The sequence below is a fragment of the Rheinheimera sp. MMS21-TC3 genome (genome assembly GCF_032229285.1).
Taxonomy (GTDB): domain Bacteria; phylum Pseudomonadota; class Gammaproteobacteria; order Enterobacterales; family Alteromonadaceae; genus Alishewanella.
Map to the genome: position 1 here is coordinate 1,716,667 of NZ_CP135084.1, position 23,612 is coordinate 1,740,278.

The following is a 23,612-nucleotide window of genomic DNA, read 5'->3' on the forward strand; positions in this document are numbered from 1 at the left end:
ATGAGTAGCGAAGCCTTAGTTGAACAACATGATAGCGGTGAAGTTTCTAGCCACTCATTATTAGAACAAGCTATTGGTGCCACTAAACAAACTGATGCATCACGTGCTGAAGAGTTGTTACGCACTTTAGCGGAAGAAGCTTTAAATGGCACTGTTAGCTGGAATAAAAACTTAACAGTTACGTTTAATGAAGCGATTAATCGTATTGATAAGCTTATTTCTGATCAATTAGCCTGCATTATGCACACGCCTTCTTTTCAGAAGTTAGAAGGAAGCTGGCGCGGTTTACATCATTTAGTTTCAAATTCTGAAACTAGTGCTTCACTTAAAATTCGCATGCTTAGTATGACGAAAAAAGAATTATATAAAGACTTAAGTAAAGCTGTTGAGTTTGATCAAAGCCAAACGTTCAAGAAAGTTTATGAGTCTGAATTTGGTACGCCAGGTGGTGAACCTTATGGCGCTATTATTGGTGATTATGAATTTACTAATCACCCTGAAGATGTTGAAACCTTAACGTATATGTCAAATGTTTCAGCAGCAGGTTTCTGTCCTTTCTTATCTAGCGCATCGCCGGCTTTATTTGGTTTTGATGAATGGACTGAATTGTCTAAACCACGAGATTTAGAAAAAATATTTGAATCTTTAGAATATACCAAGTGGCGCTCATTCCGTGAGAGTGATGATTCACGCTTTGTTACCTTAACTATGCCGCGTGTTTTAGCTCGGTTACCTTATGGTGAGTCGACAAGCCCAATTGAAGAGTTTGGCTATGAAGAGTTTGAATTAGATAACAACAAAAATGTTGCTAAAACGACTGATCATAATAAATATTGTTGGATGAATGCAGCTTATGTTATGGGCGCTAAGTTAACAAATGCCTTTGCTCAATACGGTTTCTGCACGGCAATCCGTGGTGCAGAAGGTGGTGGTAAAGTTGAAGGGTTACCAAGTCATATCTTTATGAGCGATGATGGGGATCCAGATTTAAAATGTCCAACTGAAATTGGTATCACAGATCGTCGTGAAGCCGAACTAGGTAAATTAGGCTTTTTACCACTTTGTCACTATAAAAATACCGATTATGCGGTGTTTTTTGGTGCCCAAACGGCACAAAAACCTAAGAAGTATGATTCTCCTGAAGCTACAGCCAATGCCGCTATCTCAGCACGTTTACCTTACTTAATGGCAACATCTCGTTTTGCGCATTATTTAAAAGTATTGGCGCGCGATAAAATAGGTAGTTTTATGGAGGCAGAAGATGTTGAAGTTTGGTTAAATCGCTGGATCTTAACTTACGTAAACGCTTCAGAGGGCAGCGGACAAGAAGTTCGTGCACGTTATCCATTAGCAGATGCAAAAGTTCAGGTACGTGAAATACCAGGACGTCCTGGTTCTTATAATGCAGTAGCTTGGTTACGTCCATGGCTACAATTAGAAGAGCTTTCTACATCGTTACGATTAGTTGCAAAAATCCCAGAGATGGGTGGCTAATTAGCTTCGCGTATCTGTTCTATAACAGATACGCGAGCCAAATTAATTTGTTGTAATGAGATAATGATGTCAGACGCCGTAAAATTTATTAATGAAGATCTATTTAGGCAAGAAGCTTGTGTCGATAGTGCGCAAGCGCAAAAGATACAGCCTACTTATACTAAATTAGAGCGAAGCGGTGTTCTGGCTCGATTTTTACGTGAAGACAAAGCATTAAACGCTATTATGTATTGGTTAGAGCATATATCAGGTCATGAAGCACCTAATGTAACTGCTCTTTGTGCCATGTTATGTCGCGCTATAGCTGATATTGATCGGTTAATTAATTTACAATTAAATGAAATTATTCATCATGAAAAGTTTCAGCAATTAGAATCAAGTTGGCGTGGTCTTTTATACTTAACAGAGCAGACCGAACAACATGATCGCGAACAAAAAGTTAAAGTAAAATTAATCAGTCTATCTTGGCCTGAACTGACTAAAGATATTAAACGGGCTATAGATTTTGATCAAAGTGACTTTTTTAAACTCATTTATGATAATGAGTTTGATATGCCTGGTGGTGAACCATTTGGCGTGTTAATTGGTGATTACCAAATTAGCCACAAAGTACGTCCTGAACAAGGTGGCAATGATCTAGATACTTTAAAAGATGTTGTTCGTACTGCAGCCGCCGCTTTTGCTCCCTTTATTTGTGCAGCCCATCCTTCCTTATTTGGTGTCGATCACTTTAGCCAATTAGGTTTAGTTTCGGATATTGCTAGTCAATTCAAACAACCAGAATATATAAAGTGGCGGGCACTACGTGCCATGGAAGACTCACGATTTTTAGGTATGGTATTACCCCAAGTTTTAATGCGCAGCCCTTATAGAGATGATGGTAGTCGCAGTGAAAGCTTTGTTTTTAAAGAGTCTTTGGCATGTCCTGAAAAAAATTATTTGTGGGGCAATAGCGCCTTTGCGTTTGCATCAGTATTAGTTAGAGCCTATAGCGAGTCAGGTTGGTTTGCTCAAATTCGAGGCATGAAATCAGGGCATTACAACTTTGGTTTAGTTAGTCAGTTGCCTGTTAGCCAATATGAAACCGAAAAGTACCAAGCCTTAAATAAACCCTCGGTTAATTTATTAATAGGTCATAAATTTGAGGCTGACCTGTCAGATAATGGTTTTGTTGCTTTATCCTCTGTGCCCTATAGTGATTATTTTGCCTTTTATAATAATGCTTCTGTGCAACAAGCCAAACAATATGATAATCAAATCACCTCACTTAATGCTCGGTTATCAGCAATGTTGCAATATATTTTGTGTGTGTCGCGTTTTGCTCATTATGTAAAAGTTATCAGTCGTGACAAAGTGGGTGGCTATATTACTGCCCAAGAGTGCCAGCAAGATTTACAACGCTGGTTGCATCAATACACAACAGCTTCAACCGATGCTTCGTTAGATGTTAGAGCGCGCCACCCTCTGCGCGAGGCTCATATTCAAGTAAAAGAAAAGCGTGGTGAACCTGGAAGGTACTTTTCAATTATAAAGTTACAGCCGCACTTCCAGCTGGATCAAATGGTGACTACCGTGAAGTTAGTTGCTGAATTATCGCCTAAACAAACGGCACAAACGTAAGGGAATATAGATGAAAAAATTAGATGCCTTAATTAAACAAGCTGAACTTGATCCTGCCATCACTATGGCTAGCCAAGCATTGCGTGATGACCCATTAAACTCTGATATACGGGCGCGTTATATAGAATTACTCTGCGTCCAAGGCGAATTTGAAAAAGCTGATCAACAACTTGATATTATGCTTCGCCAACATCCAGACTTTGTCACAGGTGCTGTTAATTTACGTCAACTTATCCGAGCCGCTTCCGCGCGTAAAGATTTTTACCAAGCTGGCATGACTGCACAGTTATTTGATGAACCCGATGCTATGTTTAAAGCACAACTTTCGTTACGTGTAGCATTAAATGCTAATGATCTTGCCACAGCAGTAAGCGCTGCTGCTGAATTGGAAAGCCTACGCCAAACGGTATCTATTGATATTAATGGCCAATCTTATGAAACCGTTCGTGATTTAGACGATAGCCTTTGTGGTTATTTAGAGTTATTTGGTACTGATGGTCATTTTTATTTAGCCCGCTTTGATCAAATAGACAGCTTGCAGTTTAAAAAACCAGAATCTTTATTGGATACAATTTGGCGCCGAGCAGAAATTTATATTAAAGATGGACCGCAAGGTGATGTTTTTGTGCCCATGACTTACATTGCATGTGACAGTATTGATTCTCGGCTTGGTCGTGGTAGTGATTGGCAGCAGTTAGCTGAAGGTTTAGTTACTGGTATTGGCCAAAAAATGTTGTTGGTGGGTGATGAGGCTATTGCACTTAGCGACATACAAGGTTTTTGCCTCAGTGATATTCCCCTTGCAGTTACCGACACAGTTGTAAATCAGTAATAAGGCAAAGTGATGAGCACGACTAAGCTGAGCCGCAAGCAGCCTTTACAAATGTCGATCTTAGATCGGCTAATTGATGAAAACCCCGGGCATAAAGATAGTACTCGAAATCAACGAGGCTTTAATTTAACAGCCTTGCGTATGAGTGTTCGTCGTGACTTAGAAAACTTACTTAATAGCCGTGTGCAATGGCACACTTGGCCTGAGAGTTATCATGAACTTGAATTGAGTTTACTAAATTATGGTTTACCTGACTTTTCAGTAATGGTGGTTGACTCAACTGAAGGACGAGATCAACTTTGTCGCGCTGTAGAAAATACGATACGTCGCTTTGAGCCAAGATTTGTTGATGTAGAAGTATCCATTCCAGAAGTCAGGGAGATTTTGGATCGTGTGTTGAAGCTACGTATTCAAGCTTTACTTTATGCAGACCCAGAGCCAGAACATATTATGTTTGATTCAGAAGTAGAGCCTGTGCATTTAGGATTGACGATAAAGGATTTTCAGCCATGAATGACGACTTATTAAAGTATTATAATCGTGAGTTAACCTTCATGCGCCGAATGGGGGCTGAGTTTGCTGAACAGTACCCTAAAATAGCTGGACGGCTGCGTATTAGCGAAGAAAACGTTGAAGATCCTCATGTTTCTAGGTTGCTTGAAGGCGTGGCCCTGTTAACAGCACAAGTAAGACAGAAGCTTGATGATAGTTTCCCTGAATTAACTGATGCCTTATTGGGCCAGTTATACCCAGACTATCAAGCCCCTATACCCGCAACAACTATTTTAAAGCTGACAAGTCAAAACTTATCTACTTCAGGCATTACCATAAAGCGCGGTACTGAGTTTGAATCTGAGGCGGATGGCCTTAAGCCTTGTACTTTTCAGGCATGTTACAACACTGAGTTATATCCTGTAGAAGTGATAGCTGCAGAATTTAAAAATGCCCCTTTTCATGCCCCCAAACCGCCTGGAATAAAAGTTGCTAAATCATTACTTAAATTAACTTTAGCTTGTGAATTTGAAAATACCGCTATACGTGAGTTAGCTATTACCAATCTTAGGTTTTATTTAAATGGTCAGCGCCATCATGTTTACAAGTTGTATGAGTTGCTACTTAGCAAGTTATTACATTTAGGTATTGCTCCAGAAGGTAAGCCAGAGTTAATGCGCTTTATCAATGCCGAGCAGTTACAAGCCGTTGGCTTTGCTGATGAGCATCAAGTGATCCCTTATAGTCAAAGAAGCTTCTCTGGTTATAGATTGTTAATTGAACAATTTGTTTGCCCTGAAAAGTTTTTATTTTTTGAATTAAAAGATCTCGATCCAACTTGGCCAGATATTGCTGATAAGTTTGAATTATATTTTTATCTTGACCAAACAGCCGATGAATTAGAACGCCATATTACTGCCGATAGTGTATTACTAGGTTGCACACCAGTCATAAACTTGTTCAAACAAAAGCTTGAGCCGGTAAATATGGATACTTCGCAATATGAATACCGATTGGTTCCGCGCTATCTTGATGCTGATGTCTGTGAAGTAATTCGTATTGATAAAGTAGAAGCTTTTGATCCCTTTGGTAATGAAGTCAAACTTAATCCATATTATAGCCAAGGTCATCCCGATTACTTACAACAGCAAGATATGTTTTGGCATAGTCGCCGCGAATTTTCTGATTGGGCTGGAGGTTACTCAGAATCCGGCACTGAAGTTTATTTATCTGTTATTGACCGTAAGTTTAAAGGTGTCAATTCTGAACAAACCTCAAGTAATTGGGTATTACAAGTTACGGCACAGTGTAGTAATCGTAATTTACCTGCTTATTTACCTTTCGGGGGTGGCGAACCTAGGTTTAATATCCGTAAATATGCTGATGTTGTTAAAGATATTCATTGCTTACATGCGCCCGGTCAAAGTGTTAGACCTGCATTACATGATGCAAGTAGATGGCAGTTAGTTAATCATCTGACGTTAAATCACTTCACAGCTGATAATGCCTTACAGCGGCTACAAGAGATCCTGCAACTATATGACTTTCGTTGTACACCTGAGTCTAAAGCACTGATAGAGGGTATTTGTGCGATTAAAATTACACCAAGCTCAGCACGAGTGGTGCAAAATGGTCGTGTGGCTGTGTGTAGTGGCAGTGATATTTTAATAGAGTTTAGTCAATCGTCTTATGCGGGTAGTAGCATTTATTTTTTTGCCAGTGTACTTAATGTGTTCTTTGCTCAATATGCCAGTATTAATAGTTTTACTAGGCTAGCCATAAAAATTAAATCCCATGAACAAGTATATTATCAATGGCCTGCTCAGTGTGGCAGCAAGGTTTTGTTGTGATTATAGACCTGAGTATTGATCATGAGCATTAAGCAATTACAACAGGCGCCTTCAGAATTTGACTTCTATCAAGCGGTATACAGTGTCGAGCGACAATATAGTCGTGAGCAAAAACGTTGGTATGGTGTAGGTCGCGATGGTTTTCCGCATCAAGAGCTGATTCGTTTTAAGTCAGTACAGCATTTAGGTTTTCCAGGCCAGCCAATCACAAAAGTAGAAAACCGCGCTGGTACAACAGTATTTGCACTAACGACAAGCATTAATATGCATGTTAGCTTTTTGGGGTTAACTGGTCCTAGTGGTGTTTTACCTCAGCACTATACAGAGTTAGTTCTTCATCGTATGAAGCAACGCGATAATACTATGCGCGACTTTTTCGATATATTTAATCATAGATTAGTGTCGTTATATTATCGAGCTTGGGAAAAATATCGTTTTGCTTGTCAATATGAACTGATGCCAGAACAACAGGATAGCTTCAGCCAAGTACTAACGACTTTATCTGGTGCCGATAGTGAGTTAAGTCGCTATTTTGCGGGTGCTTTTAGTCAAAAAAATCGTAATGCAAAACAGCTAACAGCTATGCTTTCACATTTATTAGGTGTAAATGTTGAATTAGAACCGTTACGCGGCTGCTGGCTAACACTTGATAAACCTGATCAATCTGCACTGGCTTCTAGTGAGCAACCTACAGGCTTAAACGCACGTTTAGGCTCTAGCGCCATGCTAGGATCACGCGTTTGGGATATCAGTTCTGCTATTGAGTTGATTATTACCACAAATGACAAACAAGCCCGTGATTTGTTACCAGGTAGCTATAAAAACCAATTAATGCGCAGCTTATTAGCCGAATACTTACCTAATGGCTATAGCGTACGCGTTACTTTATGTGCGGCTCATCGGGTCTTTCCTGCGGTAAAATTAGGTCAACCATCATTAACTCTAGGTAAAGGCAGCTGTCTGTCTGTTCGTAAAAATCAACAACACAAAGTGACCCGTTTCAGCTATCAGCTGACCGGTTCTTAGTAATGCATAGGAAGCAAACATGTCAAACACTACGTTAAAAAGTTTGGTAGAAAAATTAAATCAAACTAGCCGCGCGTCATTAGAAGCAGCTACTGCACGCTGTCAATCACGAAGTCACTACAGTGTAGAAATAGAGCATTGGCTAGAAGCTATCTTAGAACAATCAGATAACGATATAAGCTTAATTTTACGTAGTTTTGATATAAATGTTGATGTCGTTAAACAGCAGTTACAGCAAGTACTAGAGCATCTAAAAACTGGCAATAACGGCTTACCGAGTATTTCGGTACAGCTAATTAACTTATTACGTGCTTGCTGGTTAAATACAACTATAGATTTTGCAGATCAACATGTTCGCTCGGCTTATTTGCTATATACACTGTTAAAAGACGAGAGTTTATCTGCTTTAATATTACGCCGTGTGCCTGCGTTAGAAAAAGTTGATCCAGCTGAGTTATTAAGAGTTTGGCCTGAATTACAGCGTCACTCTAGTGAACAACAGCAATTAGCCAACAGTGGTTCAGGTCAAATAGTCCAAGCTGGTAAAACGCCAGCTTTAGATCAGTTTACGACTGATTTAACCGCTCAAGCTTATGCAGGAAAAATAGATCCTATCGTTGGCCGTGATGATGAAATTCGTCAGATGATCGACATTTTAACTCGTCGTAGACAAAATAATCCTATATTAACTGGTGAAGCGGGTGTAGGAAAAACAGCTGTTGTAGAAGGTTTAGCCTTGAAAATTGCTGCAGGAGAAGTGCCAGATAAACTTAAAACAGTCAGCTTACGGGTATTAGATTTAGCCTTATTACAGGCTGGCGCTGGCATGAAAGGGGAGTTTGAAAATCGACTGAAAAACGTTATCAAAGAAGTTAATTCCTCTGCTGTGCCAATTATTTTATTTATTGATGAAGCTCATACCATGATAGGAAGTGGTGGTGCTGCAGGGCAAAATGATGCTGCAAACTTATTAAAACCAGCCTTAGCACGTGGTGAGTTACGCACTATTGCAGCAACGACATGGGCAGAATATAAGAAATATTTTGAAAAGGATGCTGCTTTAACTCGTCGTTTCCAAGTGGTTAAAATTGAAGAGCCATCAGTTGAGCTAGCCGTTGTAATGATGCGTGGTTTATTAACTGTAATGGAGCAACATCATAACGTTAATATTACTGAGCAAGCCCTGCAAGCGGCCGTAACCTTATCCGACCGTTATATTAATGGTCGTCAACTTCCTGATAAAGCGGTAGGGTTGCTTGATACAGCTTGCGCCCGTGTAGCTATGAGTCAAGATACCGTTCCCGGAGTTGTAGAGGCTTTACAGCGTAAAGTTAAACAATTAACCCAGCAAATAGAATTACTTGCTCGTGAAGCGCGTTTAGGTGTGGTTCATGATAGTAAATTAGTTGAGTTAGAACAGCTAAAACTTGAGGCTGAGATAAAACTAAAGCAAGTAACAGAGCAATGGCAATATGAAAAAGAGCAGGTTGCTAAAGCTAGGCTGTTAGCGCAACAATTAACTGCACCTAAATCAGATACAGCGCTAAGCAGCAAAGTTATCGCCAGCTCAGATGCTACTGGAAACGCCGCTGAAACAGATGATAAAGCGGAATTACTACAGCAGTTAATGGCAATAAAAGATCAACTTAAGCAGATTGCCGAGCCTATGGTGCACTGGCAAGTTAGCGATGAATTGGTTGCTGAAGTAATTTCTGACTGGACAGGGATCCCGTTAGGAAAAATGCAAGCTGATGAAATTAATACTATTTTAGCATTGAAAACGTATTTGGCTGAGCGTGTAATTGGTCAAGATCACGCTTTAGAACTTATAGCTCGTACGGTGCAAACTTCACGGGCCCAGCTAGCTGATGAAAATAAACCCAACGGTATCTTCCTACTTACTGGACCAAGTGGTGTAGGTAAAACTGAAACCGCTTTAGCTTTGGCAGAGCAAGTTTATGGCAGCGAAGCACAGCTAACAGTTATTAATATGTCGGAGTTTAAAGAAGAGCATAAGGTTTCTTTATTACTTGGTTCACCACCGGGTTATGTTGGTTATGGTGAAGGTGGCGTATTAACTGAAGCTGTTAGACGTAAGCCTTACAGTGTTATTCTTTTAGATGAAATGGAAAAAGCCCATCCTGGTGTGCAAGATATCTTTTATCAAGTATTTGATAAAGGCACTATAAAAGATGGTGAAGGTCGTGATATCGACTTTAAAAATACCATTATTATTATGACATCGAATGTGGGTACTGATACCACTATGCGTTTATTTGAAGATCCTGATACTGCACCTTCTATTGATGGTTTAGCTAAAGCATTAAAAGAAGATTTATTACAGGTATTTAAGCCCGCATTCTTAGGGCGCTTAAATTTAATACCTTATATTCCATTAGATGATGCCAAGTTAGCCCGCATTACGCAGCTGCAGTTAACTCGTATTGAAAAGCGTTTACAACAACATTATCAAGCTAGTTTTAAATATAGTGAAGATGTAATCAGCTTTATTGTTAATCAATGCCAAGATGCGGGGACTGGAGCAAGAACAATTCATAATATTTTACAAAACCAGTTACTCCCTGAATTGTCTATTGGCTTGCTGCAAAATATTGCTCAAGCTATTGATATAAATCATATTAATATTGAAGTTAATGATGATTCATTTCAATATAGTATTCAATAATGCTAGCTGTCATCAATTAATTAAAAAACAATTATACTTTCAGTTAATTTATTGTTGCCAATAAATTTGCAGAAGGTATAATTTGTTGGCTTTTATCGCTTAGTATTAATAGTTATTATTTTTATGTTTTTTTATTGTGCTTTGTGCGTAATGAAATTGTAGGCTTTAAATGCGCAAAGGGTAACACTTTGCCCAGATCCAATTTGTGTCCAACAATGGGCACTGTTTAAATATGCAAAAGGAGCATAGCATGCAAGCAAATACCTACTTAGAATATGGTTCTATTAAGGGTGAAACAACTGCGGAAGAATTCAAAGACATGATCACTGTATTGTCTATGGATTGGGGTACACATCGTGAACTTACTTCATTTACTGGTACCGCAATGGACCGTGAAGCAAGTGCTACTCGCTTAAATGATATCGTTATCACTAAGTTACAAGATAAAGCATCACCAGATTTATTCAAAGAAGCGACTATTGGTAAAGGTCAACCAGCTGTTTTTCATATCACCAAGCAAGGCGATAAAGTTGAAGAGATCATGAAAATTGAATTAACTGATGCAATGATCAGCAGCTATCAGATGTCAGTTTCAGGCGATCGTCCAATTGAAACAATCGTTATTAGCTACACAGAATTAATGATGACTGTTACACCTACAGACGACAAAAACAACGTTACTGCACCATTGGTATATGGTTACAGCGGCGTTAAAGGTTCTAAACTGTAATCAGTTTGCCTATACACTGGTGTGGTTCACACACCAGTGTTTATTCACTTTTTTACCTATCAACTTAGTCTACTATTGAGGCAATGGATGCAACAGGCTAGTCAAGACGAAAATAGCATCAAAATTGACACCCCTTTGGGTAAAGATGCTGTCATTCTTACGCGTTTTGTATATAAAGAAGCGCTATCTGATTTATTTAGTCTAAAAGCCGAGGTATTTAGTAATGGCCGGACGGTAAAACCTAATGAGTTAATAGGTAAGGAAGTGACAATCACCTTAGAGTTAGGTGGTAAAAAACAACGATATCTTCACGGTATGGTTGCTGATGTTCGTTTATTCGGCCATCGCGTGAAACCCGAAGCGGCCGGCGCTGAATATCGAGATATCAGTTTAACTATTGTGCCTAGTGCATGGTATATGCAGCATAAGATTAATAGCCGGATCTTTAGATCGTTAAGTGTTTTAAAGATTGTTGAAAAAATTGCTGGAGAGCATGGTGTTAAAATTGATGCGGCCTCTAAAGTAAAAGCTGGGAATTATCCTAAGTATGACTTTAAAGTGCAGTATGAAGAAAGCGATATGGAGTTTGTACAACGCTTACTAGAACAAGAAGGTATTTTTTACTATTTTGAACACACTAGTGGTGGTCATAAGCTTATTTTAGCTGACAGCGCCTCAGCATACGAGCCAGGCACTGAAGCTAAAGTAGAGGTTTATAGCGGGAGTTTATCGCAGCCGCATATTCATTATTGGCAAGATGCTGTTGTTATGGCGCCAGGCAAATATACCCAGCGTGGATACGATTTAAAAAAACCAACTGCTTTACCTACTGGGGAGGTGGCGAGTGGTGACTTAGTTAATGGCCATGCCGATTATGAAGTTTTTTGTTATGAAGCTGAATCAGAAGTCCATACCCGTGGTAAAAAAATAGCCGGTATCCGCTTAGATGCATTACAACGTGATTCACAACGTCGCCAAGGTGCTAGTAATTGTCGTTCTTTTAGTATTGGCAAAACTTTTACCATTACTAAGCATGAAGATAAAGCAGAACAAGGTAAACAATATGTATTAACCGAAGTTATTTTAACTGCGGCTATTGCTAGTCAAACGGGGGCCAGCAAGTCTGCTAAGCAAACTATTACCAACCAATTTTATTGTGTGCCCAAAGAGGTTTGTTACCGGCCTCAATTACGCTGCGTTAAACCTATTATTCATGGTGTACAAACTGCTACTGTCACTTGTAAAGGTAATGAAGAAATCTCAATTGATGAACTAGGTCGTATTACGGTTAAGTTTCATTGGGATCGCAGTGATATTACAGATAATCAGAGCTCTTGTCCTATCAGAGTTAGCCAAAATTGGGCGGGTAAAAAGTGGGGGGCTTTCTTTTATCCCCGACGTGATCAAGAAGTCTTAGTAGAATTCTTAAATGGTGATCCTGATCAGCCAATCGTTATTGGTGCTGTTTATAACTCTGATCATATGCCGCCGTATGGTTTACCTGATGAAAAAACTCAATCGGGTATAAAAACTCGCTCTACAGAAAAAGGCGGGGATGCAAACTTTAATGAAATTCGCTTTGAAGATAAAAAGGGCGAAGAACTACTGTATTTACACGCCGAAAAAGATTTTGAACTGCAAGTTGAAAATGATCAGCAAAGGGTTATTGGCAATGATCGTAAAACAGCGATCACAGGCAATGATACCGTTAATGTTAAAAAAGATCGTAAAACCACTATCGATGGTGGTGATACCTTAAAAGTGGGCAAAAAGTTGGTAATTAATGCCGGTGACGCTATTACCATTAAAACTGGCGCTGCATCTATTTCAATGAAAAGTGACGGTTCTATTGATATTAAAGGCACCAACATTACGATTAAAGGCTCTAAAGTTAGTATTAATTAAAACTTCAAATAGCCTTAAGGAATGTAAATATGGGTAAACCTGCTGCTGTGATCGGTATGATGCATTTATGCCCTAAAGTGCAACCTGGGCCAGTACCTCATGTTGGTGGTCCCATAATTGCTGGCTCACCTAATGTGAGTATATGCGGGATCCCAGCTGCAAGAAAAGGAGATAAATTAGTCTGTGTTGGCCCGCCAGATACTATTAATAGCGGTTCTTCAACGGTATTTATTAATGGTAAAAATGCGGCTCGATTAGGAGACTCAACGGCCCATGGTGGCAAAATTATTTTGGGTATTCCAAATGTTTTAATTGGTGGTTAACGCACTATGTTAGTAGATGAAAGCCTAATTGATAATACCCGTTTACTACTAGCGCAACGTTTACAGTTAGTTGACAGCCGCTATGTTGGGCTGCAGCAAATTAGGCAGCATGATTTAAAGTTAATCACTAATATTAAATTGTTACTCAAGCGTGAAAACAGCTCAGAGTTACCGGCATGGTTTAATTGGTTAGATCAAGACAATGTCACCCCCTTAGACCTTGCAGATCTAGATGAGTTTATCAACAATGATCGTGCTTGGTTGCTATTAACCGAAATAAAAGTGTTACTGCAACCAACTTGGCTTGATGAATTTATTAAAGCCTTTCAACATAATCCAGAAGCTGAATACAGTCGTTTATTTTGGCAGCTAGCCGCTAGGTTGCAGCTAAAGTTAAACCCGTTTTGCTTTTCACAGCCATTAACCGGTCAAGCATTATGGTATATCGTTTGTTCAGCACAACCGCAGTTACAGCCTGAGCTGCAGCAGCTTTTAATTCGTTTATTACCAACTGATCCGCTAATGGTCTATACCAAAATGGCGCTACATAGTTACAACAATGGATTTAATGAAACCGCAAGTAATAACAAGCAATCAGAACGGTTTTGCGAGCTAGCCTTAATTAGTCAGTTAATTAAGACTGAACAACTTAAGCCAGAACATTTAATGTTATTACTGATCTCTGCACCAGAGAGTAAACAAACGGAAATAATTAATTACCTGATTAATAATATTGCGACTCAATCTTTAGCAATTTTAGCTTTAGCTATCAGTGGTAAAGCTAAGTTTATTGCTTTATTACTTGAGTTAGCGCAACAAGCCGATACTAGTGAAGAAGCAACCGACAGTTTAGGTTGTATCCTTGGTGTTATTGAGGCTGACTCGTTATTATGTGACGTAAATTTACTAGCTAATTTACACCTGAATGCAAATAGCAAATACCTTGCGGGGCATACCTTAAATTCAACAGTTCTAGCTTTAGTATGGCAGCAGGGGAACCAGTTACAGCGTCGTATTGCAGCTTGTTATGCGCGTTTAGCTGATAATAATACTTACTGGCGTGAGCCAGATACCTTGTTGGGTGGTGCATGGCATTGCCAATAACGATTTGTGACTATGTAGTTGTAACCGGTAAAACCACCAATACCGACCATGCAATGACATTAGCAATAAATGAAATTCCAGCTAAGGACTATCGTTGGCAAAGTTATTCTTTACCAAGCAATTTTATTGACGATGAACAGCCTGCATCACAATTAGCGGATCGCATTATTACGCTTCTTAATACCTTATGGCCCAGCATAGAACATCGCATTGCCGACAACGAAGTTTATTTATTGTTGCCAGAGTTTTCCGGAGTAGATAACCCTGAGCTACAGCAATTATTGCAAGCCATTATGCGCCAGTTTCCGGCATTATTGCGCAATCAACATTGCAAAGTATTTCCCTTTGGCCGAGCGTCGGCATTAATGGCGTTTGCTGCTGCTAGAGCACGCTTAACTAGCCAAAATAGCAGCAAAGTTTGGTTAGTGGCTGTAGATAGCTTAGCTGTTATCAGCCGCTTACAAGCTTGGCTAGCAAGGCAATATTTCCAGCCAGAAGCGGTAGCCTCAGAGGCCGCTATTGCACTTTGCTTAACCGCTGCTAATACAGGCTTAATTAATAGCTTGCATGCAGCAGACGCTAATGTTGCAGCAGTGGGGGCTAATGCAAACTCAGCACAACAAGATGCCGCGTTAGCCCATTTGTTTTTGCATGTGGCTAAATCAATGAAACAACAATTAGCCTATATTATGCTGCCCGATACCGGCGAGCCACAGTTAACTAGTTTTTGGTCAGAGCAATATCAACAGTTACATGGTGTTGTAAACAAACAAACTCAGTTTGAGTTTCCAGGTTACTTTACCGGTGAACTTGGTGCAGCAGGTGGCTTATATCGGTTGTTACATATGTATTTAGGTTTTGAACAACAACGCTTAACGGCGCCATTATTACACTGTGAAATCGCTGAGCGCTCCTATAGAGCTGTATCTGTTTTTAATTATCAATCTGTAGTTCAGTAACAAGGACGTTAAAATAACATGTCGGTGCAATCTGTTCAGTTACAAAATCAAAATGGCACAGTGTTTCAGCTTAGCACGCAGGCTGAGCCTAATGCTGGCGAGGCAAAAAGCTTCCCATCTGCAGCAGATGCAGCAGGTTTTTTACAGCAGCAGTTTCAATTTAATTTACAAACACCATTAAATGCTATTTTAGACTATTTGGGTGTACCCACGTTGCATAGTGGTGGTTCTATTGAAGCTACTAAGCAAGCCTATAAAGCTATTGCGAGTGCGGTTATGGCGCGCAAAGTGTTTATTTATGAAATTGCGCCTAAGCCAGTGGCTTTACCTGAATCGCAAACTATGGGCCCTGCGCCTACCACTAAAGCCAAAGCGGCCAATCAAGGAGGCCGTACAGATAACAGTGAAACGACAAACGAAGACGCTACAGCAGTATCAGACCAAGCCGGTAGCAATGCTGCTGGTACGGCTATTACTGAAAATGCAAAGGTAGAAACCTGTGGCGATCCGGTTGCTATGGCAACTGGGGAAGAGATTTTAGAGTTAACCGACTTTAGCTTACCTGGTCCTGTGCCTTTAAACTTTATTCGAACGTATCGTTCAAGCCAAAGCCATGAAAATATTGGCATGGGCTTTGGTTGGCGCAGTAACTTCCATGTCAAAATTGTCGCTATTCAATCAAAAGACGAGCCTGAACAAAATGGCTTATATTTGCATAATGAAGAAGGCCGACGGTTACACTTTGCTATTCCTAAGCTTGGTCAAACGAGTTATCAGCTTTCTGAAGACTTAGCCCTACGCTACGAAAAAAATGGCAGTTTAGTGCTATTAAAGCCAGACAATAGCCAATGGGTGTTTGTGCCATCAGCAAAAGAACAACAACAATGGCAACTGCATCAGATCCTAGACAGCCTAGGTCATTTTTTACAGTGTTATTACGATAAACAAAATCGTCTAAGTCGCATAGATTATACCCGTAAACGTGGTATTGAACTGCATTATAATAGCCAAGGCTTATTGCAACGTATCGATGCTGTAGAGCAAGGTGAACACGGCTTAGTCCCCATACAACAGCAATTAGCGGCGTATGAATACGATACAGAGTTAGACTTAACCCGCGCCATCAATATTGCAGGCCAAGTTGAACATTATCAGTACCAACAGCATTTAATTACCGAGCGTCAGCGTGCCAGTGGCTTTAAGCATTACTTTGCTTGGCAAGGCCAAGGCCCTGCGGCCAAGTGCATTCGTAACTGGGGGGATGACGGTTATTATGACTATCACTTCCAGTATGATGAGCAGCGTAATACTACTACCAGCACCGACAGCCGCGGCCAGTGTTGGCAATATGTGCATAATGCACGTAATCAATTAGTTAAAAAAATGGGCCCAGATGGCGCAACTTGGCTATATAGCTGGAATAGTGCCGGTAAAAAAGTCTCTGAAACCGAACCTAATGGCGCTGTAAACCGCTTTTACTATAACGAGCTAGGCCAGCTTAAAACGGTAGAGCAAGGTGATGGTGCTATTAGTCATTTTAGTTATAACGATCTTGGCCAACGTTGCGGTTTTATTGATGCCGAAGGCCATCATTGGCAACGTGAATATACCTCGGGGGGCTTATTAAAAGCAGAAATTAGACCCGACGGTAGCAGCACCCGTTATGAATATAATCTTGACGGTCAGCTAACCAAGAAGATAAATCCTGATGGCCAGTCAACTCTCTATCATCATAACGATGAAGGCCAATTGTTAGCGGTTAAACAACACCATGCTGTAGAGCGCTATAGTTACGATAAACTAGGGCGCTTAAATGGCATATCAGACGCAGCTGGATTAATAACTGAGTTTAAGCGCAATAATGCGGGTCAAATTATCCAACAGCGCCAATACAGTAGTGCCCAACCCGAGCAAGTTAGCTGTATTGATTATCAATATGATATCGCTGGGCGCTTAATTAGCCAACAAAACCCGTTGCAACATAAAATACAATGGCGCTATGAAGGCTTAAGCCAACCGGTAACAATGTTACAAGCCGATGGCAGTGCCCTGAATTATGAATATGACAAAGAGCGCAACCTCACTGCCATTATGCGCAGTGACGGCGCCCGTTACGCTATAGATTACGATGGCCAAGAGCGGCCTGTTGCCTTAACCGGCTTTGATGGTAGGGCGCAGCATTTTCAATACGACGCCAGCGGAAAAGTCAGCCAAGCAACTGATGCCGACCAACGGAAAATAAAGCTAAAACGTGATCAGCGTGGCCGCATAATCGAGCAAGTTGCCCAGCACCAACAGCAAATTCATAATAACCATTTTCATTACAATAAATTAGGCCGCTTACTGCGCGCCAGTAATGGTCAGCGCAAGTTACGGTTTAATTATAATGGCAATGGCCAAATAACCGAGCAATGGCAAGATGACTGGCGAAGTTGTTATCAGTATGACAGCAGTGGCCGTATTACCGCGCTAACATTAGCCGATGGCAATACGCTGAATTATGCTTACACCCCACAAGGCCAGTTAGAAAGTCTTACATTAAACCAGCAACCGTTATTTACGTGCCAATACGATAACGCAGGCCGTGAAATATCACGCCAATACCAAAATGGCCTAGTGCTTAATCAGCAGTATGATGCTTTTAATCGCTTAACGCAGCAGCAGTGGCAGCCAGAGCCAACTAAAGACGCAAGCCAAAACACACGACAGCGTGAATATCAATACAGTGCTTTGCACCAAGTTATTGCCATAAAAGACAATCAAGAGGGTGAAATTAGCTATGGCTATAACGCCCTTGACCAACTAACCAGTAAACAACACAACCAAGACAGCAGCCAAAACGAGCAACACCAATGGGACAGCTTCGGCAACCCGCAAGGTGATGATGTTGAAGTAAAACAAGACAGACTGCTTCGTTATCAGCAAAATCAGTATCAATATGATGCCAGTGGCAACCAAACCAGTTTTAGCACCAGTGGCAAACGCCAGCAACGCGAGTTTAATGGCTTTAATCAATTAACTAGTCTGTTTAATAGCGAAAATGGCCATGACTCAGTTACGCGTTACGAGTATGACGCCTTAGGCCGGCGCAGCGCTAAAATAACCGCCCAAGGCCGTACTGACTATTTATGGCAAGACAACACCTTATTAGGCGAACACCAAAATGGCGAGTTTACTTGGTACCTGTTCGAGCCAAATAGTAATAAACCTTTAGCGTTAATAAAACGCGGCAAGGTCTATTTTTATCAACTAGACCAACTGGGCACGCCATTAAGCCTAACCGACAGCGACAACAACATCGTCTGGCAAGCGCATTACACTGTGTTTGGTAAAGCCACGCTGACGGTGAACAAAATCGACAACCCAATCCGCTTTCAGGGCCAGTACTATGACAGCGAAAGCGGGTTACACTACAACCATTTCCGCTACTACGACCCACAAACCGGCCGTTTTATCAGCCAGGATCCGATAGGGCTGCTAGGTGGCATAAATCACTACCAATACGCGCCGAACCATATCAACTGGATTGATCCGCTGGGGTTGTGTGCGAAGGAAAGCGGTGTAGATTTTTATGTTGGGCCGTCAGGCCCGCTTGCTACATTACCTTCTACAGCCTATCGCTATGACCGTTATTTAAATGATGACGGGACGTTGAACGAATGGGGAGATAAAATAATTCAATCAGGTGAAGGACGAGTAACATACTTTGGGTTTGAGAAATATGATTCTGGTACTAAAGCTGCAGATGCTTTTCAAATTAAGACTAAGCGACACGTGAATCCGCTAGATCCTGAGGATAGATCATGGAGTGACAGCCGCTTACGAAGTGAGTTTGATACACTTCAGTTATTTGATAAAGGTGGGGTTCCGTCAGTACGGGTGCCAACAGCTTATGGTGATAAGCCTGGAGAGGCTCCTGAGCCGTTTACATCAGCTTATCCGGAATTTGGTGCGGGTGGTGCGCAACAACTTCATGCCGATGGTGCAATAATAAAATACAGGAACACAGAAGTGTTACCAGAGGATTAAGTAATGAGTATAAGGTCTGATTATCCCTGTAATGAAGCAATTAATGACTTAGAGGTTTTTTTTAGAAAGCATATTGCTAATGCTAAAGAGCTCCAGAGATTTCTTGATTATTTAGTTCAATTTAAGGCTGCTGGAAGAGTTAGCTTTCGCTTTTTACACGAAGAATTGATGGCATATAGAAAGACTAATTCAGATTATTTTCCATTCAGTGATGAGGAGCGTAAGATGATAGATGAGATGTTTCACTTTTGGGGATAGGTGCTTGCTTTGTCATCATAACCGTCAAAAACAACGAAAAGACAGCTCTCATCGGTTAATAAGGGGGGGAAGTTATAGTGGTTTTATTATCGGCTATCACTAAACAGCTGTACCTATTGCAACACCGACCTAACTGCAATCGAAAACGCCGCCACCATACCGATAATCCATATTGCGGAGCGGGTGGTGGCGTAGTCCAGCCAGTAACACACCAGATACGCCAGCCGGCTGACGATAAATACCCAAGCTAAAATCACTGTGGTGCTATCCACTGTTTCAAGTGCTATGGCGCTGAATACGGCGCAGGCATAAATCAGCAAGGCTTCAAAACTATTGTAATGCGCCGCATTAGCGCGCTGGCCAAAGCCGGTCAGGCTGGCTTGCTGTGCGCGCGGGTTATGGTTGTCATAACCGCCGGCTTTTTGCATAGCAAAAGCCAGTGGCGCTTTGGTAACCCCACAGGTGACGGCATAGAGGTAAAGCAGGGCCGTTTACTGCGTTTTCACGAAAACCAATATCAATACGACGATAACGGTAATCAGCTAGCTGCCACCGCACCGGGCAAACGTCAGCAACGCGAGTTCAATGGCTTTAACCAGCTAACGGCATTGCAGCAGAATGATGCTGTTACGCGTTACGAATATGACGCCTTTGGCCGGCGCAGCGCCAAAATTACCGCCGCCGGGCGTACTGATTATCTGTGGGAAGGCAACACGCTGATTGGCGAATACTGTCAGGGTGAATACCGCTGGTATGTGTTTGAGCCAAACACTAATAAACCGCTGGCACTGATAAGCGGCGGCCAGTTGTATTTTTACCAGTTAGACCAGTTAGGCACACCGCTCAGCTTAACTGATAGCGAAAACAATATTGTCTGGCAAGCGCATTACACTGTGTTCGGTAAAGCCACTGTAACGGTTAATGAAATTGACAACCCCATCCGCTTTCAAGGCCAGTACTATGACAACGAAAGTGGCTTACACTACAACCATTTTAGGTACTACGACCCCGAAACCGGCCGCTTTATCAGCCAGGACCCAATAGGGCTGCTCGGTGGCATCAACCACTACCAATATGCGCCAAACCATATCAACTGGATAGATCCATTGGGGCTGAGTTGCAAAGAGAATGCTGTAAATGTCTTCAGTACCCAAGACCAAGCTGCTAATGCTGCTTTGAAGCTAGCTAATCCGTTATCAATTACTGACAATCTTGAATACGGAGGGTTAATATACAGAGATGAAAACGGCAATTACGGTTTTTCCGGCCCCGTAAAAGGGTCTGATCAAGGCGTCAACCCGCATGATGCAGTTATACCCGATGGCGCAACACTGGTTGGTGACTACCATACGCATGGTGATTATTCATTGATAGACAGAGTTAGCGGAGCTGCAATCAGAACAGGTGATCCTTTACGTGATGAGTTTAACAGTGATAACTTTTCAGCGGGCGATTACTCGGGGATCCGTGCGGATGCTCGCGGTATATCAGGCTATCGGGGCTATTTAGGAACACCCGGAGGGTTATTTAAGGTATTCAATCCGGAAGACGGAACTGTTTCGGTGTTAAAAGAATGAAAATTTTATCGTCTATTGTACTACTTATGCTTATGGAGAATTCCACATTGTCAGAGATTAAAGCGCCTGTAGAAGTATTATCAATTAAAGCGTCGCATTTTGATGTTATTAAGCTTGCTGGTGAGCGGGTTGACGATGAGAGGCTGGGTATATCGGGTTACAACATCACGCTTATGGAAGATGATAATAACTGGATTGTTTATTACCAACCTGCTGATTACCCTGCAGGTCAAAGAGGAAGTATTGGTAAAAAGACTTATGTTGTTGAACTTAGAAAAACTGACCTGAAAATTGTCAACGCATATTATGGCAGGTGAAATATCTGGTTGTTAGTCATCATTAACCCCTGCAGGCTTGGTAGCATCTGTTTCCTCAGGATAGTCCGGCTTATGCGCCTCTACCCATTGCTCGTCCTGGCGCGGGTCCATTTGTGCCAGTGATGCACCTGAGGCTGCCGGCACGGCAACAAACACACTTAGCTGCTCATTAGCTATGCGCTCTGCGCTTAAGGCATAAACACCCAATAGCAGTGCGGCTACTGCTAAAACAGTAAAAAACAGGCCGCCTGATATACCTAACACGGCGCCCAATATTAACGGGGCTAAAAACGAGCCAATACCATAGGCAAACAGCAAGCTGCGGCTAATTTCAACCAAATCTTTGCCGTGGTCTAATCTGTCGTTGGCGCGCGCCACGCTAAGCGGATAAATACTAAACAGGCTGGTGCCAAGCAAAAAACCAAGTAAATAAAATAACCAAAGTTGCGTTGCCAGCAGCGCCAGTAGCAAGCAAATGGCTGCACTAAACAACCCGGCCCATGCCAGTAACTTACGCCGGCCGTAGCGGTCGGATAAAGTGCCAACCGGCCATTATGCCAATAAACCACCAAGTATCGAAATGGCCATAAATGACGCTACAACTGATTGTTGTTGGTACATATTCAGCACAAATACCGGCATCATGGTGTAAAAACCGCCGACAAAAAAGCCGCCAATTATACTGCCTACCAGCGCGAGCGGTGCAATATGTAATACCCTGGGCAAGCTGTAGCGCTCAAAAGGTTGCAACACAGGCTGACTGATTCGGGTAATCGCAACTAAAAACAGCGACGCCAGCACAAGCACTGATCCCAGAACAAACACCAGATGTGATGTTACGTTCAGGCTTAAAATCAGTTGACCCAGAGCGGTAGCCATAAAAAACACTACTGTGTATACCGCCAGAATCCGGCCCCGGTCATGTGGCTGCTTTTTTCATTTAGCCAACTTTCCAGCACTATCAGCAGTGCGTAAAAGGCGAAGCCAGACAGTAAACGTAGTATGGCCCAAAACCAGGGATCATAATGTAAAGTATGGCCAAGGAAGGCCATTACCATGAGCGCAGAAAAGGCAGAAAAACTGCGGGCATGCCCGACATTCACTATCAGCTTTTGGCTAAAAACCGCCGCCAGCAGGGCGCCGAGAAAAAATGCCAACCTTCGGGGTCAGATCCAATTATTACAATTGTTAAAACCAATTAACTAGCATAGTTAATAGCGAAAATGGCCACGATTCAGTAACGCGTTATTAAAAAAGGGGTCGTAGTTAATTAATAACTTGTTAAATTATGACTGTGACTAATTTTATATCATCTGAGTGTGTTGAGCTATTTGGTTAGCTCCTTATTAGCTATACCCATTGGGCACGCCATTAAGCCTAACCGACAGCGACAACAACATCGTCTGGCAAGCCCAGTACAGCGTATTTGGCAAAGCCATTGTTACAGTTAACAAAATCGACAACCCAATCCGCTTTCAAGGCCAATATTTTGATAACGAAAGCGGGCTACACTACAACCACTTCAGGTACTACGACCCAACAACAGGCCGCTTTATCAGCCAAGATCCAATAGGGTTAATAGGCGGTATAAACCACTACCAATATGCACCGAATCATATTAACTGGGTAGATCCGTTGGGGTTGAGTTGTAAGGAATTTAAAACTGCTGATGCAGCTGCTTTAAGTGCTTCAAAATTAATTTTTCAGCGTTCTATAGACGAAGATCTTGAGTATGGTGGAATGATCTTTAAACGACAAAATGGGACATATGGTTTTACACAACCAATCAAAGGCACTGTTGACGGAGTTGACCCAGGAGGCCCAGATTCAGTACCGTTGGGAACTGAAGCTGTTGCATATTACCACTCACATGGTGCATATAATGTACTTTATGATAGTGAAAACTTTTCAAATGCTTACGATCCTGACTATGATGATTGGTATGGAGACATTCCATATGCAAACGATTTGAAAGTAGATGGGTATTTAGTTACACCAAAAGGTTTGTTTAAGAAATACTCATTTATTGATAATCAAGTTTATGAGTTAGGGAAAGTTACTAGTGATTAGTTATATTTCTGTATTAATAATAGGATTGATTACGATGTCTTCAATGAACATTACTGATAAGGTTAGACTTGATGAACTGAGAGTAAAAACAACTGTATCAGGTATTTACCTACAAGCTTGGCAAGCAGTTGAACTGCATTTAAAGGCAAATAATTACGTAATAGAATATGACAAGATTTTAGTTACATTCATCGAAAATGACTCTGATTATGAGGTTTATTTAAGAAAGCCGGTAACTACTAAAATTCTTGGCGGAGGAGGAGGAATTTGTGTAGTAAGTAAAAAAGATTTTTCAGTTAAATCATGCTCTTTTAATCGTTAAAGCTAAAATTAACGTACA

Annotated in this window: 22 protein-coding genes; 19 read left to right on the top strand and 3 right to left on the bottom strand. The window is 41.3% G+C overall.

Going from position 1 to position 23,612, the window contains the following annotated elements:
• The 14 genes from tssC (RDV63_RS08540) to RDV63_RS08605 all read left to right on the top strand — a co-directional run bounded on the left by tssC (RDV63_RS08540) (position 1) and on the right by RDV63_RS08605 (position 19,308).
• A complete protein-coding gene (gene tssC / locus RDV63_RS08540; protein ID WP_313909078.1) occupies positions 1 to 1,494 on the top strand; it encodes a type VI secretion system contractile sheath large subunit in 1,494 nt (497 codons plus the stop codon).
• Positions 1,495 to 1,560: 66 nt separating this feature from the next.
• Entirely contained in the window at positions 1,561 to 3,114 is a 1,554-nt protein-coding gene (gene tssC, locus RDV63_RS08545) for a type VI secretion system contractile sheath large subunit (RefSeq protein WP_313909080.1), read from the top strand.
• Between the two features lie 10 nt (positions 3,115 to 3,124).
• Entirely contained in the window at positions 3,125 to 3,946 is an 822-nt protein-coding gene (locus RDV63_RS08550; RefSeq protein ID WP_313909081.1) for a type VI secretion system accessory protein TagJ, read from the top strand.
• A gap of 12 nt (positions 3,947 to 3,958) precedes the next feature.
• Positions 3,959 to 4,459, top strand: coding sequence for a type VI secretion system baseplate subunit TssE (gene tssE, locus RDV63_RS08555; RefSeq protein WP_313909082.1), 501 nt, complete (start codon positions 3,959 to 3,961; stop codon positions 4,457 to 4,459).
• Positions 4,456 to 6,288: a type VI secretion system baseplate subunit TssF gene (gene tssF, locus RDV63_RS08560; RefSeq protein WP_313909083.1), complete on the top strand. Its 1,833-nt coding sequence runs from the start codon at positions 4,456 to 4,458 to the stop codon at positions 6,286 to 6,288. The genes tssE and tssF overlap by 4 nt, the downstream gene beginning before the upstream one ends.
• Before the next feature lie 21 nt (positions 6,289 to 6,309).
• The gene (tssG, locus tag RDV63_RS08565; protein WP_313909084.1) at positions 6,310 to 7,314 is read left to right on the top strand and encodes a type VI secretion system baseplate subunit TssG; all 1,005 of its coding nucleotides are present in this window, start codon (positions 6,310 to 6,312) and stop codon (positions 7,312 to 7,314) included.
• 19 nt (positions 7,315 to 7,333) lie between these two features.
• Positions 7,334 to 10,000, top strand: a complete 2,667-nt coding sequence (tssH, locus tag RDV63_RS08570; RefSeq protein WP_313909085.1) for a type VI secretion system ATPase TssH — start codon at positions 7,334 to 7,336, stop codon at positions 9,998 to 10,000.
• 232 nt (positions 10,001 to 10,232) lie between these two features.
• The gene (locus tag RDV63_RS08575) at positions 10,233 to 10,730 is read left to right on the top strand and encodes a type VI secretion system tube protein Hcp (RefSeq protein ID WP_313909086.1); all 498 of its coding nucleotides are present in this window, start codon (positions 10,233 to 10,235) and stop codon (positions 10,728 to 10,730) included.
• An 87-nt stretch (positions 10,731 to 10,817) separates the two neighbouring features.
• Positions 10,818 to 12,635 (top strand): type VI secretion system tip protein TssI/VgrG, encoded by a 1,818-nt coding sequence (gene tssI / locus RDV63_RS08580; RefSeq protein WP_313909087.1) that lies wholly within the window; start codon positions 10,818 to 10,820, stop codon positions 12,633 to 12,635.
• 29 nt (positions 12,636 to 12,664) lie between these two features.
• Positions 12,665 to 12,958 (top strand): PAAR domain-containing protein, encoded by a 294-nt coding sequence (locus RDV63_RS08585; protein WP_313909088.1) that lies wholly within the window; start codon positions 12,665 to 12,667, stop codon positions 12,956 to 12,958.
• Between the two features lie 6 nt (positions 12,959 to 12,964).
• On the top strand, positions 12,965 to 14,062 hold the full coding sequence (locus RDV63_RS08590) for a hypothetical protein (protein ID WP_313909089.1): 1,098 nt from the start codon (positions 12,965 to 12,967) through the stop codon (positions 14,060 to 14,062).
• A complete protein-coding gene (locus tag RDV63_RS08595; protein ID WP_313909090.1) occupies positions 14,047 to 15,021 on the top strand; it encodes a hypothetical protein in 975 nt (324 codons plus the stop codon). The genes RDV63_RS08590 and RDV63_RS08595 overlap by 16 nt, the downstream gene beginning before the upstream one ends.
• An 18-nt stretch (positions 15,022 to 15,039) precedes the next feature.
• Positions 15,040 to 19,050 carry an RHS repeat-associated core domain-containing protein gene (locus tag RDV63_RS08600; RefSeq protein WP_313909091.1) on the top strand — a complete coding sequence of 1,337 codons (4,011 nt, stop codon included), beginning with the start codon at positions 15,040 to 15,042 and terminating at the stop codon, positions 19,048 to 19,050.
• A gap of 3 nt (positions 19,051 to 19,053) precedes the next feature.
• Positions 19,054 to 19,308, top strand: coding sequence for a hypothetical protein (locus tag RDV63_RS08605; protein WP_313909092.1), 255 nt, complete (start codon positions 19,054 to 19,056; stop codon positions 19,306 to 19,308).
• A 113-nt stretch (positions 19,309 to 19,421) separates the two neighbouring features.
• On the opposite strand, the gene RDV63_RS08610 is transcribed toward RDV63_RS08605, so the two are convergent.
• Positions 19,422 to 19,736: an MAPEG family protein gene (locus tag RDV63_RS08610; protein WP_313909093.1), complete on the bottom strand. Its 315-nt coding sequence runs from the start codon at positions 19,734 to 19,736 to the stop codon at positions 19,422 to 19,424.
• Between RDV63_RS08610 and RDV63_RS08615 the strand changes: the two genes are divergently transcribed.
• Positions 19,707 to 20,885 carry an RHS repeat-associated core domain-containing protein gene (locus RDV63_RS08615; RefSeq protein WP_313909094.1) on the top strand — a complete coding sequence of 393 codons (1,179 nt, stop codon included), beginning with the start codon at positions 19,707 to 19,709 and terminating at the stop codon, positions 20,883 to 20,885. The genes RDV63_RS08610 and RDV63_RS08615 overlap by 30 nt on opposite strands.
• Before the next feature lie 47 nt (positions 20,886 to 20,932).
• Positions 20,933 to 21,202, top strand: coding sequence for a hypothetical protein (locus RDV63_RS08620; protein ID WP_313909095.1), 270 nt, complete (start codon positions 20,933 to 20,935; stop codon positions 21,200 to 21,202).
• A 12-nt stretch (positions 21,203 to 21,214) separates the two neighbouring features.
• Here RDV63_RS08620 and RDV63_RS08625 read toward each other — a convergent pair whose 3' ends face one another.
• Positions 21,215 to 21,694 carry a hypothetical protein gene (locus RDV63_RS08625; RefSeq protein WP_313909096.1) on the bottom strand — a complete coding sequence of 160 codons (480 nt, stop codon included), beginning with the start codon at positions 21,692 to 21,694 and terminating at the stop codon, positions 21,215 to 21,217.
• A gap of 60 nt (positions 21,695 to 21,754) precedes the next feature.
• A complete protein-coding gene (locus RDV63_RS08630) occupies positions 21,755 to 22,081 on the bottom strand; it encodes a hypothetical protein (RefSeq protein WP_313909097.1) in 327 nt (108 codons plus the stop codon).
• A gap of 155 nt (positions 22,082 to 22,236) precedes the next feature.
• Here RDV63_RS08630 and RDV63_RS08635 point away from each other — a divergent pair, with 155 nt between their 5' ends.
• The 3 genes from RDV63_RS08635 to RDV63_RS08645 all read left to right on the top strand — a co-directional run bounded on the left by RDV63_RS08635 (position 22,237) and on the right by RDV63_RS08645 (position 23,594).
• A complete protein-coding gene (locus tag RDV63_RS08635; protein WP_313909098.1) occupies positions 22,237 to 22,404 on the top strand; it encodes a hypothetical protein in 168 nt (55 codons plus the stop codon).
• 157 nt (positions 22,405 to 22,561) lie between these two features.
• The gene (locus tag RDV63_RS08640; RefSeq protein ID WP_313909099.1) at positions 22,562 to 23,272 is read left to right on the top strand and encodes an RHS repeat-associated core domain-containing protein; all 711 of its coding nucleotides are present in this window, start codon (positions 22,562 to 22,564) and stop codon (positions 23,270 to 23,272) included.
• Positions 23,265 to 23,594, top strand: coding sequence for a hypothetical protein (locus RDV63_RS08645; protein ID WP_313909100.1), 330 nt, complete (start codon positions 23,265 to 23,267; stop codon positions 23,592 to 23,594). The genes RDV63_RS08640 and RDV63_RS08645 overlap by 8 nt, the downstream gene beginning before the upstream one ends.
• Positions 23,595 to 23,612 lie beyond the last annotated feature (18 nt).

What these genes read in the sequence shown, in the direction of transcription:
- tssC (WP_313909078.1), top strand. Translation starts at nt 1, where the DNA reads ATGAGTAGCGAAGCCTTAGTTGAACAACATGATAGCGGTGAAGTTTCT.
- tssC (WP_313909080.1), top strand. Translation starts at nt 1,561, where the DNA reads ATGTCAGACGCCGTAAAATTTATTAATGAAGATCTATTTAGGCAAGAA.
- RDV63_RS08550 (WP_313909081.1), top strand. Translation starts at nt 3,125, where the DNA reads ATGAAAAAATTAGATGCCTTAATTAAACAAGCTGAACTTGATCCTGCC.
- tssE (WP_313909082.1), top strand. Translation starts at nt 3,959, where the DNA reads ATGAGCACGACTAAGCTGAGCCGCAAGCAGCCTTTACAAATGTCGATC.
- tssF (WP_313909083.1), top strand. Translation starts at nt 4,456, where the DNA reads ATGAATGACGACTTATTAAAGTATTATAATCGTGAGTTAACCTTCATG.
- tssG (WP_313909084.1), top strand. Translation starts at nt 6,310, where the DNA reads ATGAGCATTAAGCAATTACAACAGGCGCCTTCAGAATTTGACTTCTAT.
- tssH (WP_313909085.1), top strand. Translation starts at nt 7,334, where the DNA reads ATGTCAAACACTACGTTAAAAAGTTTGGTAGAAAAATTAAATCAAACT.
- RDV63_RS08575 (WP_313909086.1), top strand. Translation starts at nt 10,233, where the DNA reads ATGCAAAAGGAGCATAGCATGCAAGCAAATACCTACTTAGAATATGGT.
- tssI (WP_313909087.1), top strand. Translation starts at nt 10,818, where the DNA reads ATGCAACAGGCTAGTCAAGACGAAAATAGCATCAAAATTGACACCCCT.
- RDV63_RS08585 (WP_313909088.1), top strand. Translation starts at nt 12,665, where the DNA reads ATGGGTAAACCTGCTGCTGTGATCGGTATGATGCATTTATGCCCTAAA.
- RDV63_RS08590 (WP_313909089.1), top strand. Translation starts at nt 12,965, where the DNA reads ATGTTAGTAGATGAAAGCCTAATTGATAATACCCGTTTACTACTAGCG.
- RDV63_RS08595 (WP_313909090.1), top strand. Translation starts at nt 14,047, where the DNA reads ATGGCATTGCCAATAACGATTTGTGACTATGTAGTTGTAACCGGTAAA.
- RDV63_RS08600 (WP_313909091.1), top strand. Translation starts at nt 15,040, where the DNA reads ATGTCGGTGCAATCTGTTCAGTTACAAAATCAAAATGGCACAGTGTTT.
- RDV63_RS08605 (WP_313909092.1), top strand. Translation starts at nt 19,054, where the DNA reads ATGAGTATAAGGTCTGATTATCCCTGTAATGAAGCAATTAATGACTTA.
- RDV63_RS08615 (WP_313909094.1), top strand. Translation starts at nt 19,707, where the DNA reads ATGGTTGTCATAACCGCCGGCTTTTTGCATAGCAAAAGCCAGTGGCGC.
- RDV63_RS08610 (WP_313909093.1), bottom strand. Translation starts at nt 19,736, where the DNA reads ATGCAAAAAGCCGGCGGTTATGACAACCATAACCCGCGCGCACAGCAA.
- RDV63_RS08630 (WP_313909097.1), bottom strand. Translation starts at nt 22,081, where the DNA reads ATGGCTACCGCTCTGGGTCAACTGATTTTAAGCCTGAACGTAACATCA.
- RDV63_RS08635 (WP_313909098.1), top strand. Translation starts at nt 22,237, where the DNA reads ATGGCCAAGGAAGGCCATTACCATGAGCGCAGAAAAGGCAGAAAAACT.